Below are 17,288 nucleotides of genomic sequence, written 5' to 3'. Positions count from 1 at the left end.
CGCGGCCGTTCCCTTGGTGACGATATTTTTGGGCCGCGTGAACGTGATCCGTTCAACCAACCGGAAAGGTTCCGGCAAAAGAAAAGGCGGAAGTCGCGGTCGCGCTCCCGCCTTGTTGTTGTCGCTTAGACCTGGCCGACAGCCTTTTCGGCGGCGGCGATCTCCGCCTGGCGGCGTGCCACTTCGTCGCCGATCGGCGGGCCACGGAAGCGGCGGCTTTCAAGGCCGAACCAGATCAGAGCCGTCAGCACCAGGAAGCCCACGGTGATGTAGAGCGCCCAGTCGTTCGGCGGCTGAACGCCGAGGATGAAGATCAGCACCATCGCGATGATCGACAGGACGGCGAACAGCTTGAACATGCTCTCGCCGAGGTTCCACGGGCCCATCTTGTCCCACTTCGAGGTTCCCCAGGCGAAGAGGCCGAGCGTGATCGGGATCGCGAAGGAGAAGAACAGGAAGATGACGGTGCACGAGACGACGATCGTGTAGACCGGGGTTTCGCCGATCGAGACGAGCGAGGAGCCCCAGACGAAGAGGACTGCGAGGATCGAACCGACCCAGATCGCCGCAACCGGCGTGCGGTAGGTCGGGCTCACCTTGGCGAGCGCCTTGGAGGCCGGCAGGCCGCCGTCACGCGAAAACGCAAAGATCATGCGCGACACCGAGGTCACCGTTGCCAGGCCGCACAGCCACTGGCTGACGAGGATGGCGAGGTAGAGGATGTCCTTGATGATGGGGTGGACCTGCGCTTCCATCGCCCAGAAGAAGACGTTCCAGCCCTGTTTGGCGGCGTCGTCCATGTTCGGGATCATGAGTACGAACGAGCACAGCATGATGTAGCCGAAGAGCGCCGACCAGAGCACCGACGAGACCATGCCGCGCGGCACCGAATGGGCGGCCTTGACGGTTTCTTCCGAAGTATGCGCCGAGGCGTCGTAGCCGGTGATCGTGTAGATCGGCAGCAGCAGGCCGAGCAGGAACACCCAGGTGCCCGAGGTTTCCGGCCAGACATTGCCGCCCGCTTCACCGGAATAGTTGGAGAAGGTGAAGAGACGGGTGATATCGTAGCTGTCGGCTGCGGCCAGGCAGACGACCGCAAGCAGGATCGCGGTTGCAAAGATCAGGTAGCCCGAGAAGTCCGTGAGCTTGGCTGTCAGCCCGATGCCCATATGGTTTACCAGTGCCTGCCCGCCGGTGATGATGGCAAGGAAGACGATGCGCGTCAGCGTCGTATCCGCAAGCCCGAAGTACGGCGTGCCGAAGGTGCCCATGAAGAAGTAGTAGGTGCCGACGTTGATCGCACCGAGAACGGTGACGAGGCCGAGCAGGTTGAACCAGGCGGTGAGCCAGCCGGTGAAGCGGTTGCCGAGGATCGAGCCCCAGTGATAGAGGCCGCCAGCCGTCGGGTAGGCCGAGCTGATCTGTGCCATGGCAACGGCAAAAACGAAGGAAATGAAGCAACCGAGCGGCCAGCCGATGCCGATCGCGGCGCCCCCCGCGCCTGCGGTCGCCTGGGCGAGCGAGTTGATGCCGCCCGAAAGAATGCAGATGATCGAGAACGACACCGCGAAGTTCGAGAACTGGCTCATGCGCCGCTCGAGCTCCTGGGCGTAGCCCATCGAGTGCAAGACACTCATGTCCTGCTTTTGGTCTGAATCACTGTAGTCTTGCATTTTTCTTCCCCTGATTTCTTCAGACCACACCGCCCCATTGCGGCAGGGTCCCATCAACCACCCTGCCCCGGCTGGCCGGAACAGGACCGCGGCAACGCCGCTCCCCAGGGTCTTTTATTGTGCCGAAAGTGCCGCCGAGCCCTTGCGCAGCAGCCCTTCCAGGTAATCGGCCATGACCCTTTGGCCGATGTCATTGCGAATGAGATCGTTGCGGATCTCGATCATCACATTCGGCAGTCCGTTGTGGACGCCGTATTCGATCAGGCTATGGGTAACGCCGTCGGCCGGGCCATAGGGCTCGTTGCGACGGATATCGTAGGCGACCTGCCCTTTCGTGGCGGTCGCAAGCATGTGGTCGGCGAGCCGGCTGTCGGCATCGTGCAGGACGCCCACTTCGACGGCGCGCGGCTTGCCGAAATAGACGGGCGTGAAACTGTGCATGGTCACGAGAACAGGCGGGCGTCCCGCGGCCTTGCGATCGGACACGAACCGCGCGACCGCATCGTGGAACGGCCGATAGATCTCGTCGACGCGCGCCTGGCGTTCGTCGGCCGACATCGTCCGATTTCCCGGTATCTCGTAGACCTCGCTGACGGCAGGCATCGCCGCGTCCGCTTCCGGCGGGCGGTTGCAGTCATAGGCAAGGCGGGAGAAGCGCTGGTAGATCAGCGAGCCGTCGAGCTTTGCCGCAAGCAGCTTGGCGACCGCAAGCGCGCCGGGGTCCCAGGCGATATGGCTTTCGAGCGCCTGCTCGCTGAGGCCGAGCGTGCCCAGCCGTTCGGGAACCAGGCGCGAGGCATGCTCGCAGACGAGCACGATATCGCCCTTGCCTGCGGCGTTTTCGATCGCAACCGGATCGCCATCTGCTTCGGTCAAAAGTCGCGTCAACACCGGCATCCCCTCTTGCCCCGTTAGACGTTCGTTAATGAAAAGAATTCTTCAGAGGATGACGCATGTCAATCAAAATCTGAAACGATCTCTTCAAAATTGCGATTGACTCCAATTGTGACAGCGATGTTTAATCTGTCACAAACCGGCTTAAGATCGGTTCAGGGGAGACAATTTGAGCAGCAAGGCGACGTCCACCACCGTGTCGGATGTGATCAACGCCCACTTCACCGTGCTGACCCGCGCGGAGAAGCAATTGGCGGAGACGCTTCTCGACAATTATCCCGTTTCGGGACTCGGTTCGATCACCACGGTTGCCGAGAACGCCGGCGTTTCGACCCCGACGGTCGCCCGCATGGTGCAGAAGCTTGGCTTCCGCGGTTTCCCGGATTTTCAGGCGCGGCTGCATCAGGAACTGGAAGCGACGATTTCCAATCCGATCGCCAAGCACGACCGCTGGGCCGCCAATGCGCCCGGCACCCACACGCTCAACCGCTTCGCCGACGCGATCACCAGCAATCTGCGCGAGACGCTGACCCAGATCGAGCCGCAGGAATTCGATGCGGCAGCGGCTCTCATCGCCGACCGCAAGCGCAGCATCTACCTGCTTGGCGGCCGCATCACCCGCTCGCTCGCCGACTATCTCTTCACCCACCTTCAGGTCATCCGCCCGGGTGTCATCGAGATCGCCTCCAATGCCAGCGCCTGGCCGCATTACGTGCTCGACATGCGCCAGGGCGACGTGCTGATTCTCTTCGACATTCGCCGCTACGAGCAGGAAATGGTGACGCTCGCCAAATCCGCCCGCGAGCGCGGCGTCGAGATCATCCTTTTTACCGATCGCTGGAGTTCGCCGGTCGCCAAGTCCGCCTCCAGGGTGTTTCGCTCGCAGATCGAGGTGCCGTCCGCCTGGGACAGCTCCGTCGTCATCCTGTTCTTGATCGAGGCTTTGATCGAGGCCGTACAGAGTTCGAACTGGGACGAGACCCGGGATCGAATGAAAACGCTCGAGGGTCTGTTCGATTCCACCCGCATCTTTCGCAAACCGGTCTAGGAGAATTCGCCGACACGTTCACAGGATTTCATGCAGTTATGCGACAGTGGCCCGCCGAAGCAAAAAAAGAAATGTTCTTACAACGACATACGCGGCGCGAACGGATAAACCCCTGTCACATTACTTTCATCGCATCTCTTTAACAGCTTCGCCGAAATCGACTGAAACCCCACGAATTTGACTAAACCCATAAGGAGAACACCAGTGATTTCAAAAACCCAACGCCTGCTTTCGCTCTCCACCGCCATTTTCCTGGCAACGACCGCAATCGCCGCTGCCGAGCCGAGCGCCGAGCTCATCGAAGCCGCCAAGAAGGAAGGCATGCTGACCACGATCGCCCTGCCCCACGACTGGTGCGGCTACGGCGACGTCATCGCCTCCTTCAAGGCCAAGTATCCGGAAATCCAGGTCAACGAACTGAACCCGGACGCTGGCTCGGCCGACGAAGTCGAAGCCGTCAAGGCCAACAAGGACAACAAGGGCCCGCAGGCTCCTGACGTTGTCGACGTCGGTCTCGCCTTCGGTCCGCAGATGAAGGCCGAAGGCCTGCTGCAGCCCTACAAGGTCTCCACCTGGGACGAGATCCCGGACAGCGTCAAGGACGCCGAAGGCTACTGGTACGGCGACTATTACGGCGTCATGTCCTTCCTGGTGAACAAGGACCTCGTGCAGAACGCACCGAAGGACTGGACCGATCTGCTGAAGCCGGAATATGCCGGTCAGGTTGCTCTTGCCGGTGACCCGCGCGCCTCGAACCAGGCGATCCTCGGCGTTCTCGCCGCTGGCCTCTCCAAGGGCGCAAAGTCCGGCAAGGAAGCCGGTGAAGCCGGTCTCGGCTACTTCGCCGAACTCAACAAGAACGGCAACTTCGTTCCTGTCATCGGCAAGTCCGGCACGCTCGCCCAGGGCTCGACCCCGATCGTCGTCGCCTGGGACTACAACGCTCTCGGCTGGGCAAAGACGCTCAACGGCAACCCGCCGACGGAAGTCGTCGTTCCGGCCAGCGGCGTTCTCGCCGGCGTCTACGTTCAGGGCATCTCGGCCTACGCGCCGCACCCGAACGCTGCCAAGCTGTGGATGGAGCACCTCTATTCCGACGAAGGTCAGCTCGGCTGGCTCAAGGGCTTCTGCCACCCGACCCGCTTCAATGCCATGGTCAAGGCCGGCAAGGTTCCGCAGGAACTGATCGACGCCCTGCCGCCGGCAGCCGCTTACGAGAAGGCCTACTTCCCGACGCTCGAAGAAGTCGACGCCAACAAGGCTGCCGTCACCGGCGGCTGGGATGCCGTCGTCGGCGCGAACGTCCAGTAAGCCTTTCCACAGACATGTCGCCCCGGCCGGTTTTCCGGCCGGGGCGCATAGGTTATTCGTAAGAAATTCAAGTTCTTGGAGCGGGATAAGGATACGTTTTGGCGGTTTTGCGCCAGCCTCCCGCCTCACTTGCAAGCATCTATAACGCCCGCGTCGATAACGCGGCTTCAGGGGCGCGAACGGAATGTCATCTGCTAAACCCGACGCCAGCCCGCCGGCGCGTCGCCTACCGCTTCACTGGCTGGGCATCCTGCCCTTTGCCGCCTTCGTGACGCTGTTCCTGCTTCTGCCAACGATGAAGATCGTGGTCGGCGCTTTTCAGACGCCCGATGGCGGCTTCACGCTCGCCAACATTCGCGGCCTGTTCACGCCGTCGATCCTCGGCGCCTACTGGATCTCCATCAAGATCAGCATCGCGTCGGCCCTTCTCGGCTGCCTGATCGGCTTTGCCATGGCGTCAGCCATCGTCTTCGGCGGCTTGCCGAAGGGGATCCGCGGGCCGCTTTTGACCTTTTCCGGCGTCGCCTCCAATTTCGCGGGCGTGCCGCTCGCCTTCGCCTTTCTCGCGACGCTCGGCCCGGTCGGCATCGTCACCGTCTTCCTGCGCTCGAATTTCGGTCTCGACCTCAGGATGCTTGGCTTCAACCTCCTCTCCTTCTGGGGGCTGACGGTCACCTATCTGTTCTTCCAGATCCCGCTGATGATCCTGATCATCACGCCGGCGCTCGACGGCCTGAAGCGCGAATGGCGCGAGGCCGCAGAAATCCTCGGCGCGACCGGCCTGCAATATTGGCGCATGGTCGCCTTCCCGATCCTGCTGCCATCGCTGCTCGGCACGCTGGCGCTGCTGTTTGCCAATGCCTTCGGCGCCGTTGCGACCGCGATCGCGCTCACCGGCTCGTCGCTGTCGATCGTCCCGATCCTGCTTTTCGCCCAGATCCGCGGCGACGTGCTCGGCAATCCTCATCTCGGCTACGCCCTTGCCTTCGGCATGATCGTCGTCACAGGCATCGCCAACGCGATCTATATCTGGCTGCGCAGCCGCAGCGAAAGGTGGCTGAAATGAAGAAGATCTGGGCGTGGGGAGCCCTCGTTTTCGGCCTCCTCTATTTCATCTTGCCGCTCATCGGCATGACCAATTTCTCGCTCAAGATGCGTCGCGGCGAGTATTCCTTCGACGCCTACGCCAAGGTCTTCGCCGACCCACGCTTCCAGGAGACCTTCACCTATTCGGTGATGCAGGCGCTGTTCACCATCCTCTTCGGCGTGCTGCTCGTCGTGCCGACGGCCTATTGGGTGCGGCTGAAGCTGCCGCGCCTGCGTCCCATCATCGAGTTCATCACGCTTCTGCCGCTGGTCATCCCGGCGATCGTCATCGTCTTCGGCTACATCCGGCTCTACAACACCTCGAGCTGGCTGCCGCTGACGGGCTCGCTGACCGGCACCAACATCCTGCTGATGTTCGGCTATGCGACGCTGGCACTTCCCTACATGTACCGCGCGGTCGACACCGGTCTTCGCACCATCGATGTCGCCACCTTGACCGAGGCGGCACAGAGCCTTGGCGCCGGCTGGGTGGCGATCCTTGCCAAGATCATCCTGCCGAACGTGCTCGTCGCCGTGCTTTCGGGCGCCTTCCTGACCTTTGCCATCGTCATCGGCGAGTTCACCATGGCCGCCCTGCTCAACCGCCCGGCTTTCGGCCCGTACATGCAGCTTCTCGGTGCCAACCGCGCCTATGAGCCGGCCGCACTCGCCGTCATCGCATTCGGCATCACCTGGGGCTGCCTCGGCCTCATCCAGCTCGTTTCGCGCTTCCAGAAAAGCGCGCCTCCAAAGGCCTGAGGACCGACCCATGAGTTTCCTGTCACTCACCAGCATCAAGAAGTCCTTCGGCCCGGTTCAGGTCGTGCATGATTTCAACATGAACATCGAAAAGGGCGAGTTCGTCTCGTTCCTCGGGCCATCGGGCTGCGGCAAGACGACGGTGCTGCGCATGATCGCCGGCTTCGAGACGCCGACCAGCGGCCAGATCGTCATCAACGGCCGCGACCAGAATTCGCTGAAGCCCAACCAGCGCAACATCGGCATGGTGTTCCAGGCCTATGCGCTGTTTCCCAACATGAACGTGCATGACAACGTCGCCTTCGGTCTGAAGATCGCAGGCACTGACAAGTCGGAGATCGACGCGAGGGTGAAGCAGATGCTCGGGCTGATCAAGCTCGAGCACCTGGCGGACCGCTTCCCCTACCAGCTCTCCGGCGGCCAGCAGCAGCGCGTTGCGCTTGCCCGCGCCATTGCGGTCAAGCCGCAGGTGCTGCTGCTCGACGAGCCGCTCTCGGCGCTCGACGCCAAGATCCGCGTGTCGCTGCGCGAGGAAATCCGGCAGATCCAGCAGCAGCTCGGCATCACCACCGTCTTCGTCACCCACGACCAGGAAGAGGCGCTGTCGATCTCCGATCGCATCGTGGTCATGAATGCCGGCCGTGCCGACCAGATCGGCACCCCCTTCGAGATCTACAACACGCCGGCGACCCGCTTCGTCGCGTCCTTCGTCGGCACGCTCAGCATCATCGAAGGCAAGGTTGCGGACCCGGCCGCAGGCTCGGTCACCATCGGCAACCAGCAGGTGGCGCTGAAGGACCCGATTGCCGGCATGAAGGGCGGCGACAGCATTTCGCTGGCGCTGCGTCCCGAAGCAGGCTCGATCGCCGAAGGTGCCAAGGGCGACACGTCGCTAGCCGGCGAGGTCGTCTCGACGAGCTTCCTCGGCTCGGTCATCCGTACGCGCCTTCGCGTCGGCGGCGACGTCATCTCCTTCGACATGTTCAACAATCCGGGCGTCGCCCCGCCGGTTTCCGGCGACAACGTCACGCTGCGCTTTGCCGCCAAGGACTTGTTGGTCATTCGCGAATAGAAAGCCCAAGCAAACCGCTCCTGACGCTGGCGCCTATGGCGCCAGCGGTCATTCCACGCCTCATTGTACTAAGCCGGAAACCGCGAGATTGCGATCATGGCCAAGGCCGAGCCGAGTGCCTTCGTCAGGCATATCCAGGATGAGCTCTCCGACATCGGACCCGTCCAGATAGACCGCTTCTTCGGCGGTTGGGCCTATCTCGTTGCCGACAAGCGCTTTGCCGTCAACATCAAGGATCGCCTTTACTTTCGGGTCGATCGGGCGCTGAAAGATGCGCTCGTTGCCGAGGGCTGCCAGCCCTTCAGCTACGCGAAGGGCGGAAAGACGGTGGTCGTGCATCGCTTCTACGAAGCGCCGCAGGATTGTCTCGACGACCGGGATGCACTGCTCCATTGGGCCAATCGCGCGCTTGCCGCCGAAGACGACGATCTGCGCTGATCATCGCGCATCCGCTCTCGACCACCGGCCGAGACGGCTCAACTTCGGGGAACGAATTTGCCGTCGCTCCGTCGTACAAGCAAAAATCTGTCGTGATTTCCGGCATTTTCGTCGCACCGTGCGTTTGACCGCGCGCGGTCGCCCTATATAGTCGCGTTGTTCTCAGGGCGGGGCGAAATTCCCCACCGGCGGTAGCGGTCGCAAGGCCGAAGCCCGCGAGCGCCTTGGAGCTTACGCTCCAGGGGTCAGCAGATCCGGTCAGATTCCGGAGCCGACGGTCACAGTCCGGATGGAAGAGAGCAAGCAGCAACGTGGGTTCCCGCGAAGGGACCTCGCGCGCATGCATGTTCGCCCGACGGGATCATTGGAAAAACGCCAAACCCTGAAAGGCTTGAGACCATGACCATTCTTTCCCACCCCACAGCCAAGATCGCGATCGTTCGTGCCCGTTGGCATGCCGATATCGTCGACCGCTGCGTCGATGCCTTTGTTGCGCAATGGACGAAGCTCGGCGGCTCGGCGGCCGATGTCGAGATCTTCGACGTGCCGGGCGCACTCGAAATCCCGCTGCATGCACAGACGCTGGCCAAAACCGGCCGCTATGCCGCGATCCTCGGCACCGCCTTCGTCGTCGACGGCGGCATCTACCGCCACGATTTCGTCGCCGGCACGGTGCTCGACGGCATGATGCGCGTGCAGCTCGACACCAACGTGCCGGTGCTTTCCGCCGTGCTGACGCCGCATAATTTCCAGGAAAGCGAACCGCTGATCGCCTTCTTCCGCGAGCACTTCGTGACCAAGGGTACGGAGGCGGCCAACGCCTGCGCCCAGATCCTCGACGCCCGCGCCAAGCTGGCGCTGCTCAACGCCTGATCGGCTGCGGGCTCCGACATCAGCCGGTCTGACGGCGTCGCAATGGCGGCTGCCCCTCATCCGCCCGGTGAGGGCTTGCCCCTCATCCGGCTGCCGCCACCTTCTCCCCGCACGCGGGGAGAAGGACACGCGCGGCGCTCGTGTCGCCCTTCACCTTCGAGGACGAGGTCCGCCTGGACTGAGAAGCACGGGCTGGCGAGAGAACTCGTCCCCTCTCCCCGCCTGCGGGGAGAGGGCTAGGGTGAGGGGCAATCGACAATCGCCGACTTAAACCAATCATCAGCACACCCATTGAATCAACATCTGAACCAGCTGAATCAAGCCGGCAATCTCCGTCGATAACCCGCTGTTTCGACTCGCAAAATCAATGCGCCGCCTCGCCCTTGTGCAGGCTGCGCTCCAGAGCCGCCATGCGGTGGCGGTGCCCCGCCACCTCGTAGCCGACGATGGTGACGACCGGTGCCAGCATCAGGATGATCAGGCACTTGGCCATGTCGAGCCCGGCGATCGCCGCGACCACTGACGCAGCAAGCACCACTGCCGTGCCCGCGAGCAGCCAGAGATGCAGGCGGTCCACCTGCTGCATGAGATAGGCGTACATCGCGTAGAGCAGCCCGATGTAGCACGCGACAGGCACCGCCACCGTCAGCACCGTTGCGACCGAACCGATATGCGCCTTGTGCTCGATGTAATAGGCCGCCACATGCAGGCCGGCACCGGTGGCGACGATCGATGCGAAGATTGGCATGTGGCCGTAGCCCCAGACGAAGGCCCGCTTGAGACGGTAGTGGTGTAGGATCTCCGCACTCGGCAGCAGGAAATAGATCCACCACATGCCGAAGGTGAGCCCCGTGCCGGCGAGGCAGACGAGTGCGACGTTGAGGTCCCAGCCCTGCCCCTCGACCACGGCCGAGATCGAGGCGACCGTGCCGACGACCCCTTCCCCAAGGGCGATGATGGCAAGAAGCCCGTAGCGCTCGGCGATGTGGTGCGCGTGCCAGGGCGTGCCGCCGTCGCGCGTCTCGGCGAAATAGGGGCCGAGCATCTCGATCGCCGTGAGCCCGACGACCATGGCGAAGGTCACCAGCAGCGAGAAGTCGACGAAGATCAGCACGATCCAGCCGATCTGGGCGACGCTGATCGCTTTCACATAGGTGAGGCAGGCATTGCGCCGTGCCGGGTCCTGACGGCTCGCGCGCAGCCACTGGAAGAGCATCGCCACCCGCATGACGACGTAGCCGAGCACCATGATGCCATTGTCGAGATGCGCGCCCTTGTCGATCGACTCGAACATCGGCGGCAGGCCGATCGCAAGGATCAGCACGCCGACCATCTGCACCATGGTAACGGCGCGGAAAATCCAGTCGTCCGTGTCATAGGCGGAGGCAAACCAGCTGAAATTGATCCAGGCCCAGCAGATGGAAAAGGTCGCAAGTGCAAAACCGAAGAGGCCGGCAAAGATGTGCCCCTCGGCAAGGAAATGGGCAAGCTGCGAAGCAGCCAGGCTGAAGGCAATGACGAAGGTCAGGTCGAACAGCAGCTCGAGCGTCGTCGCGGTCCGGTGATGTTCATGCGTGTCGCGGCCGCTCATGCGCGCCACGTGGTGGTGCGCGCTTTGATGCGGCTCAGTCAAGGTGGTTTCACTCATGCGGCAGCGTCCCTCATTTGACGATCCGCAAGAATATTCAAATATTTGCAGAAGCCTCGTCAAGACGAAGCACAAGACCGGACATGAAAACGCCCGGCATCGCTGCCGGGCGTGTCGTCACGATGCCTGAGGGAGGATCAACGGCATCGCGAGATTGGGTAGGCCTTGAACCGGGAACCGGATGCAGACGGCAAGCCGTCCGCCCTTTTCCTCAACCGGCCCGCGCCGCATCCAGGCGGTTGATCGCCTCGACATTGCCGGCCGAAGAGCCGTTCGGGTCGAACTCGGAGGCGAGCCAGGTGTCGACGATCGACTTTGCCAGCTCCGGTCCGATGACGCGGGCGCCCATGGTGATGATCTGGGCGTTGTTCGACTTTGCCGCCCGCTCGGCCGAATAGGTGTCGTGCGTCAGCGCCGCGCGGATGCCCGGCACCTTGTTGGCGGAGATGCACACGCCGATGCCGGTGCCGCAGAACAGGATGCCGCGGTCATGCTTGCCCTCGACAACCTGCTGCGCCAGGTTCTGCGCGAGGTCCGCATAGAAGCCGGACTGGCTGAGGTCGACGACTTCCACGTCGCTGCGGCCGCTCAGATGGGCGGCAATGACATCCAGCAGGGGCTTGCCGGCGCTGTCGGCTCCAATTGCAATCTTCATGATTGTTCCTTTCGTTCTTCTTGAGCTGCAACGGCCGGAGGCTCAGATCGCCTTGGCGACGCGCTGCAGAATGTCGAGATAGCCATTCACGTCCCAGGCGGAGCGGCCGATGAAGAGGCCGTCGATATGCGCCTGGGTGATCAGTTCTTCGCAATTGCCGGGGTTGACGCTGCCGCCGTAGAGCACCGGCACGCGCCTGCCGAGTGTCGCTTCCGCCACCTCTGCGATGCGCTTGTGGCGCTCGTCGGCATAGTCAGCCGTCGCCGGAATACCGTTGACGCCGATCGCCCAGACCGGCTCGTAGGCCAGCAGGATCGTCGCCGTCTTCGCCGCGCCTTCGAGAAGTGCCAGCGCGCCCTCGACCTGGCGCTTCAGCACCTGATCCGCCTCGCCCGCTTCGCGCTCGGAAAGTGTCTCGCCGATGCAGATCAGCGGCACCAGGCCATGGCGCACGGCGGCTGCGGTCTTCAGGCCGACAGTGCGGTCGGTCTCGCCGAAATGCTCGCGCCGCTCGCTGTGGCCGAGCTCGACCACGTCGAGGTTGCAGTCTTTCAGCATCAGCGGCGACACCTCGCCGGTCCAGGCACCGGCATCGTCCCAATGCATGTTCTGCGCACCAACCTTGACGCTGGTGCCGGAAAGCCGCGCCTTGACCTCGCGCACCGCCGTGAACGGCGGGATGACGAAGCGCTGGATGCGCTCGTCCCGTGATGCGTCGGCCGCAGCAAGACCCTCGGCAAAGACCATCGCCTCGGCGAGCGTCTTGTTCATCTTCCAGCTGGTGCCGACCCAAAGGCCCGACTTCTTCATGCTTTCTCCTTGCGATTTTCGACCCTGACCAGCCGGATGCCCGCCTCTTCGAGCGGGGCTGCGTGTTCGGCCGAAACTTCCGAGCCGGTCAGCACCGCGTCGAAGGCATTAAGCCCGGTCAGGAAATGGAGCGCCGAGCGCCCGAATTTGTCGTGGTCCACCAGCAGGTATTTGCGCTTGGCCGCCTTCACCATCAGGCGCTTGGCCTGCACCACCTCCTGGTCCTGGTGGAAAGCCGTGGTGCCCTCGATCGCAGAGCTCGAAAGAAAGGCGACATCGACACGCAGCGAGCGCAGCGCCTCGTCGGTGACGATGCCGAAGAAGCCGTTGAACTTCTTGCTGTACTGGCCGCCGAGCGCGATCACATTGATCCCGGGGGCGCCCGAGAGGCTGGTGATGACGCCGAGATTGTTGGTGATGACCGTCAGCGGCCGGATATCGCGGATGCAGTCGGCGATCGCGCCGGTCGTCGAGCTGTCGTCGATCAGAATGCTCTGCCCCGGTTCGATCAGGCTCGCCGCATGTTCGGCGATGCGCCGCTTCTCCGAAATCGCGATCTTCTCGCGGTAGCGGAAATCGCTTTCGAATTGCGGGCTCGACTGGATCGAGGCGCCGCCATGCACCTTGCGCAGCAGGCCCGCCTGTTCGAGGTCATCGAGGTCGCGATGCACCGTCATCTTGCTGACGCCAAAGCGTAAGGACAGGTCTTCGACGGACGCCGTTCCGGCCTCCATCAGCACATCCATGATCGCCTGTCGCCTGTCTTCCGGCTTCATCGTCTCGGTCCCGATCGCGCGCAGCCTTGGCCGCGCTCACCGTGAGAAGATAACACCTATTTGTGATATTTCAATTTATACAACGTGATTTTGTGATCTTTCAGTGTGATTTTTCTGTGCGTTTGAATCCCGTGTCGATGTGCGGCTCCCAGAATTCGACCGACTCCCGGATCATCTCGACGACGTTGTGGTCCGTCGGCTCGCGCTCACGGAAGGAAAGCTCCAGGCAGATCTCGTTGTCGGTGCCGCCACCGGCCTTGACCGCGCCGATCAGCTTCTCCGGCGTGATCCGGCCGTCGCGGTTATAGGCGGCGGTAAACGGCCAGTGGCCGGCCTTGTTCATCGAGGACTGCTTGATGTGGATGATCGGGGAACGCTCCGGGAATGCACCGGCCCAGGCATAGGGATCGATGTCGTTGGGGTTGTCGGAGGTGACGTCGCCATGGTCGATATCGACCATCATCTTCATCGGGATCGGCAGCTGCGCTTCTGCGAGCCGCCGGTCGAGCGTCCGGCATTCCGCGATCGTGTGGCCGAACTCGCGACCGACCGACATCGGCTCCCAGAAGACGTAGTCGAGCCCCGCCGCCTTGCCGTGCTCGGCCACCTCGCGCCAGCAGTCGATGGCAATCCGCATCATCTCCTCGCGCCGCGCCGGGTCGTCATAGTCCTTGAGCGTGAAGATCGCGAACTGCGTGCCCATGCCGGAGGCGCCGAGTTCGGCGGAGATATCGGCAAAGGTCTTGAACCAGTCGACATAGTAGCGCCTGACATCCGGGTCAGGATGGCCGAAATGGTTGAGGCGGCCATAGGGGCCGGTCATGCCCGAGGTGATCTTCACGCCGGTACGGTCGAGCGCGCGACGAAACTGCCTGAGGGTCTTGGCGATCGTTGCCGCCGGCCAGCCCGGATTGACGAATTCGTGGGTGAGCTGCACGTAGCCGATGCGGATCTTCTCGGCGATCGTGTCGATCAGGTCATCGGGCTCGGCGAAGCGGTTGACCAGCGGATTGGTGTTGAGCGACAGCGTGAAGGCCACGATCGGCTCCCCCTACCAGATGAATTTCGGAAGAATGAAATCGGGGCTGGCGCCGTGTTCAGCAAACAGCCGACGGCGCTCCTCGTCCGAGGCGTTCTCAAGGATCCCCGTCGTCACCAGCACCGAGTGAAGGCCGGCATTCGCGGCACCGGCGATATCGTGCTCGATACTGTCCCCGATCGCACAGACCCGTGTCGGTTCGGGCTGCCCGAGGAAATCGAGCGCGAGCGCATAGATGTCGGCGAAGGGCTTGCCGATCCAGCGCACGCTGCCACCAAGCTCCTCGTAGAGCTCGGCGATGCGGCCGGCGGCAAAGGCGTTCCCGGCCTTCGTCAACATGATCTTGTCGGGATTGGTGCAGAGGCAGGGAATGCCGCGTTTTGCCGCCGGGGCCAGCATCGCCTCATAGTGGGAGAGCGGATAGACGTCTCCCTCGCTTCCCGCCAGAAGCACGATGTCGGCGTCCGCGCCGTTTTCCGTACGTTGGAGATCAAGCCCGGCAATCGGCGACTGGTCGTCGTCGCGGCTGACCAGCAGGCACTTGCGCGTACCGCTGCTCGCGCCCTCGGTCTCCCGCTTGAGGATCTGCCAGGCGACCTCGCCCGAGGTCAGGAACCAGTCCCAGCTTCCCGAAACGAAACCGAGATCGGCAAGGCGGCGATCGTTTTCCGCCGAGCGCTTGCCGGAATTGGAGAGAATGATGATGCGCTTTCCCGCATCCTTCAGCTTGACCAGCGTTTCGGCCGCTCCCGGATAGGGCCCGCGGCCATCGCGCAGCACCCCGAACTGATCGATCAGGAAGGCGTCGTAGCGATCGGCAATCTTGCCAAGTCCCTCGATAGCAGTCGCTTGGGCAAACGTCACAGCACACCAGCCTTTCTCGCGCCGGCCAGCGCCAGCCGCGCCGTGCCGGCGGCCGCCTCCTCGGAAGACGCGGACAAGAATGGCACGCCGAGCTTGCGCGCCCGGATCGCGCTCCAGACCGCGTTCTTGGCGCCACCGCCGACACTGCGAAGCGATCGGAGCGTCGGCCCGCCAAGCGCTGTCAGCCGCTGATAGGCGAGGCTCTCGACGCCGGCGATGCCCTCGAAGATCGCCTTGAGGAAGGTCGCGTCATCGGCCGGCCGCGGGCTCATGCGCGGGGCGAAATCCGGATCGGCGATGGGAAAGCGCTCTCCGGGCTTCACCAGCGGATAATAATCGAGCCCGGTGTCGACGGCCGGATCGATCCCGGCCGAAAGTGCAGCGATCCGGTCGGCTGAGAAATGTTCCGCCAGCACCACCCCGCCCGTATTGGAAGCCCCGCCGGCGAGCCACATCTCGCCGATGCGGTGACTGTAGAGCCCGTATTCCGGCGCAAATAGCGGACGGTCGGAAAGCATCTTCACCGTCAGCGTCGTGCCGAGCGCGCTGACGCCGTCGCCCGGCTGGTCGGCGCCGGTGGCGAGGAACGAGGCGCATCCGTCCGTGGTGCCGGCAACGACCACCACATCATCCGAAAGCCCGAAGGCATCGGCCGCTTCCGGCGCAATCGTCGCGATCGGCGCTCCGGCCGGCAGCACGTCGGGCAGCAGATCGACGCGGGCGCCGGTCCTTTCCATCCAGTCCGGCCAGGACCGCGACACGGGATCGTAGCCGGTCTTCAGCGCATTGTTTTCGTCGGAGACATCGTAGAGCCCGGTGAAATGGCCGGCCAGCCAATCGGCCTGATGGATCACCCGGAAGACACCCGGCACAGTCTGGAAAGCAAGAAGCTTGGCAAGGCCGGATGTGGCGCCATGGGCGGCACTTTCGCGCGGCGCATGGGCCGCGACCGCGTCGAGCAGCGCGCGGTCGACAACCGGATCGTTGTACATCATCGGCGTCGCCAGCGGCGCGCCTCTCTCATCGACCGGCAACATCGTGCCCGACGTGCCGTCGATCGAAACTGCAACGACCTTCCGCCTGTCGATACAGCCAAGCGCTTCCTCAAGCGCCGCCTGCACCGCTTTCCACCAACCCACGGGATCGCGGTGATCGGTGGAGAAAGCCGAGAGCTTCGCCGCACCTGATGCGACGACGGTCCCGTCCACCGCCATGGCGACCGCACGGGCGCCCGAAGTGCCAAGGTCGATGCCGATGACGAGCTTGTCCGATTGGCCACTCATTGCAGCACCTGCCCGGCGCGATTGAGCTGCTGGCGGTATTTCTCGGCATCCCAGCCGAGAAGTTCGGCGTTTTCTGCCTCCGTCAGGTAGCGCAGCCGCGCGTCCGCCGGGATGCGGGTCGTCACGTCCGCAAGGCATCGCGCCATGGCGAAGGCGCCGGCGGAGATCTCCTTCTGCACCAGCACGCCCTTGCCCGGGAAGAGCAGCAACGGCGGCAGGCTGTCGCCGGTCGCACGCAGCTTCGTCTCGATCGAAAGCGCGGTCTCACCGGGCGCGGCGACCACGACGCCCTTACCAAGGAAGATAACATGATCGGGGTAGAGGCTGCCGCCGGCGGCAAGCCGGCAACTGTCGAGATCGGCGGCGACCGAATGCAGGGCAACGTCCTCCGGCAAACGGTAATCGCTGTCGACCGCAAGCCGCGAAAGTGCCGCCACATCGGCGGCGGGAGCGATCCTGCGTGCGCCGGTCAGCCGACGGGTAATATCCGTGAGCAGGATCGCGGCATCGACCACGGTTTCAGCAGCGACCACCAGGCCGTGATTGCCGAGCACCAGCACCGACGTGTTGTCCTGCATCCGTTCGGCAATCGCCCGCGCCAGCGGCAGGCCCGGGCGAGCATAGGGCACGAAAACATGGGGGTAGCCGGCAAGTCGCTCGGCAGCGATTGCCGCACCGTTGGTCTGCACCGCCGTCGCGATCGTCTCGACGCAGTGCACATGCACCACCACCTTTTGCGGCATCAGCGCATGCACCGTCGTTTCGATCGAGGGGCGCAGGCCCGAGGGATTGCGCTCGGCGATCACGAAATCCTGCGCCTTTTCTGTCGCCGGGTCGTTCGCATCCAGTGCTTCGAGCAGGGGCTCGAGCGCGACCGGCACCATGACGTCGCGCTGGCGGGCATGCGCCAGCCACAGACCAGACGCCTTGATCCAGAGCGTGCCGCCCTCCTTGATCGAGGTGTTGCCGCCCGCCCCCTGCACCAGCAGCGGGTCCGCCCCGACGCGGGCCGAAAGATCAAGAAGCGCTTCGAATTCCAGACTTCGCATCCGATCTCCT

The 17,288-nt window shown here is 63.4% G+C and carries 17 protein-coding genes and 1 riboswitch; of the genes, 7 read left to right on the top strand and 10 right to left on the bottom strand.

Translation table 11 applies throughout. The annotated features are described in order from the left end of the window. Positions 1 to 125 precede the first annotated feature (125 nt). On the bottom strand, positions 126 to 1,673 hold the full coding sequence (locus L981_RS11965) for an amino acid permease (protein ID WP_043615794.1): 1,548 nt from the start codon (positions 1,671 to 1,673) through the stop codon (positions 126 to 128). 114 nt (positions 1,674 to 1,787) lie between these two features. Beyond that, a complete protein-coding gene (locus L981_RS11960; protein WP_082005994.1) occupies positions 1,788 to 2,561 on the bottom strand; it encodes an N-formylglutamate amidohydrolase in 774 nt (257 codons plus the stop codon). 175 nt (positions 2,562 to 2,736) lie between these two features. Between L981_RS11960 and L981_RS11955 the strand changes: the two genes are divergently transcribed. The 7 genes from L981_RS11955 (at position 2,737) to L981_RS11925 (ending at position 9,154) form a co-directional block, all read left to right on the top strand. Next, positions 2,737 to 3,615 (top strand): MurR/RpiR family transcriptional regulator, encoded by an 879-nt coding sequence (locus L981_RS11955; protein WP_043615788.1) that lies wholly within the window; start codon positions 2,737 to 2,739, stop codon positions 3,613 to 3,615. 204 nt (positions 3,616 to 3,819) lie between these two features. Further along, positions 3,820 to 4,926 carry an ABC transporter substrate-binding protein gene (locus L981_RS11950; protein ID WP_043615786.1) on the top strand — a complete coding sequence of 369 codons (1,107 nt, stop codon included), beginning with the start codon at positions 3,820 to 3,822 and terminating at the stop codon, positions 4,924 to 4,926. Positions 4,927 to 5,110: 184 nt separating this feature from the next. Next, entirely contained in the window at positions 5,111 to 5,992 is an 882-nt protein-coding gene (locus tag L981_RS11945; protein ID WP_043615783.1) for an ABC transporter permease subunit, read from the top strand. Next, positions 5,989 to 6,771 (top strand): iron ABC transporter permease, encoded by a 783-nt coding sequence (locus tag L981_RS11940; RefSeq protein ID WP_043615781.1) that lies wholly within the window; start codon positions 5,989 to 5,991, stop codon positions 6,769 to 6,771. Before L981_RS11945 ends, L981_RS11940 begins: the two co-directional genes overlap by 4 nt. Before the next feature lie 10 nt (positions 6,772 to 6,781). Beyond that, a complete protein-coding gene (locus tag L981_RS11935) occupies positions 6,782 to 7,843 on the top strand; it encodes an ABC transporter ATP-binding protein (RefSeq protein ID WP_043615778.1) in 1,062 nt (353 codons plus the stop codon). A 96-nt stretch (positions 7,844 to 7,939) separates the two neighbouring features. Continuing rightward, positions 7,940 to 8,281, top strand: coding sequence for a TfoX/Sxy family protein (locus tag L981_RS11930; protein ID WP_043615774.1), 342 nt, complete (start codon positions 7,940 to 7,942; stop codon positions 8,279 to 8,281). A 154-nt stretch (positions 8,282 to 8,435) separates the two neighbouring features. After that, a riboswitch (FMN riboswitch) is annotated at positions 8,436 to 8,586 on the top strand. 94 nt (positions 8,587 to 8,680) lie between these two features. Then, on the top strand, positions 8,681 to 9,154 hold the full coding sequence (locus tag L981_RS11925; RefSeq protein WP_043615772.1) for a 6,7-dimethyl-8-ribityllumazine synthase: 474 nt from the start codon (positions 8,681 to 8,683) through the stop codon (positions 9,152 to 9,154). Between the two features lie 364 nt (positions 9,155 to 9,518). Here the strand turns inward: L981_RS11925 and L981_RS11920 are convergent, their stop codons facing one another. The 8 genes from L981_RS11920 to L981_RS11885 all read right to left on the bottom strand — a co-directional run bounded on the left by L981_RS11920 (position 9,519) and on the right by L981_RS11885 (position 17,278). Beyond that, positions 9,519 to 10,802 (bottom strand): low temperature requirement protein A, encoded by a 1,284-nt coding sequence (locus tag L981_RS11920; protein ID WP_043615769.1) that lies wholly within the window; start codon positions 10,800 to 10,802, stop codon positions 9,519 to 9,521. Between the two features lie 211 nt (positions 10,803 to 11,013). Then, the gene (locus L981_RS11915) at positions 11,014 to 11,457 is read right to left on the bottom strand and encodes an RpiB/LacA/LacB family sugar-phosphate isomerase (protein ID WP_043615766.1); all 444 of its coding nucleotides are present in this window, start codon (positions 11,455 to 11,457) and stop codon (positions 11,014 to 11,016) included. Between the two features lie 42 nt (positions 11,458 to 11,499). Next, the gene (locus L981_RS11910; protein ID WP_043615764.1) at positions 11,500 to 12,267 is read right to left on the bottom strand and encodes a triose-phosphate isomerase; all 768 of its coding nucleotides are present in this window, start codon (positions 12,265 to 12,267) and stop codon (positions 11,500 to 11,502) included. Beyond that, positions 12,264 to 13,043 (bottom strand): DeoR/GlpR family DNA-binding transcription regulator, encoded by a 780-nt coding sequence (locus L981_RS11905; RefSeq protein ID WP_043615761.1) that lies wholly within the window; start codon positions 13,041 to 13,043, stop codon positions 12,264 to 12,266. The genes L981_RS11910 and L981_RS11905 overlap by 4 nt, the downstream gene beginning before the upstream one ends. A gap of 100 nt (positions 13,044 to 13,143) precedes the next feature. Then, complete coding sequence (locus L981_RS11900) at positions 13,144 to 14,082, bottom strand: sugar phosphate isomerase/epimerase (RefSeq protein ID WP_043615759.1); 939 nt, start codon at positions 14,080 to 14,082, stop codon at positions 13,144 to 13,146. A 12-nt stretch (positions 14,083 to 14,094) separates the two neighbouring features. Continuing rightward, a complete protein-coding gene (locus L981_RS11895; protein ID WP_245281621.1) occupies positions 14,095 to 14,946 on the bottom strand; it encodes a TIGR01459 family HAD-type hydrolase in 852 nt (283 codons plus the stop codon). Continuing rightward, positions 14,943 to 16,229 carry an FGGY-family carbohydrate kinase gene (locus tag L981_RS11890; protein WP_043615756.1) on the bottom strand — a complete coding sequence of 429 codons (1,287 nt, stop codon included), beginning with the start codon at positions 16,227 to 16,229 and terminating at the stop codon, positions 14,943 to 14,945. Before L981_RS11890 ends, L981_RS11895 begins: the two co-directional genes overlap by 4 nt. Continuing rightward, positions 16,226 to 17,278: a class II aldolase/adducin family protein gene (locus tag L981_RS11885; protein ID WP_043615754.1), complete on the bottom strand. Its 1,053-nt coding sequence runs from the start codon at positions 17,276 to 17,278 to the stop codon at positions 16,226 to 16,228. Before L981_RS11885 ends, L981_RS11890 begins: the two co-directional genes overlap by 4 nt. Between the last annotated feature and the right edge of the window lie 10 nt (positions 17,279 to 17,288).

Origin of the sequence: Ensifer sp. ZNC0028, from assembly GCF_000799055.1 — a bacterium.
In the GTDB taxonomy this organism is placed as follows: Bacteria; Pseudomonadota; Alphaproteobacteria; order Rhizobiales; family Rhizobiaceae; genus Ensifer.
Note: the sequence above shows the minus strand (reverse complement) of the source record. Positions and strands in the feature narration are given on the sequence as shown.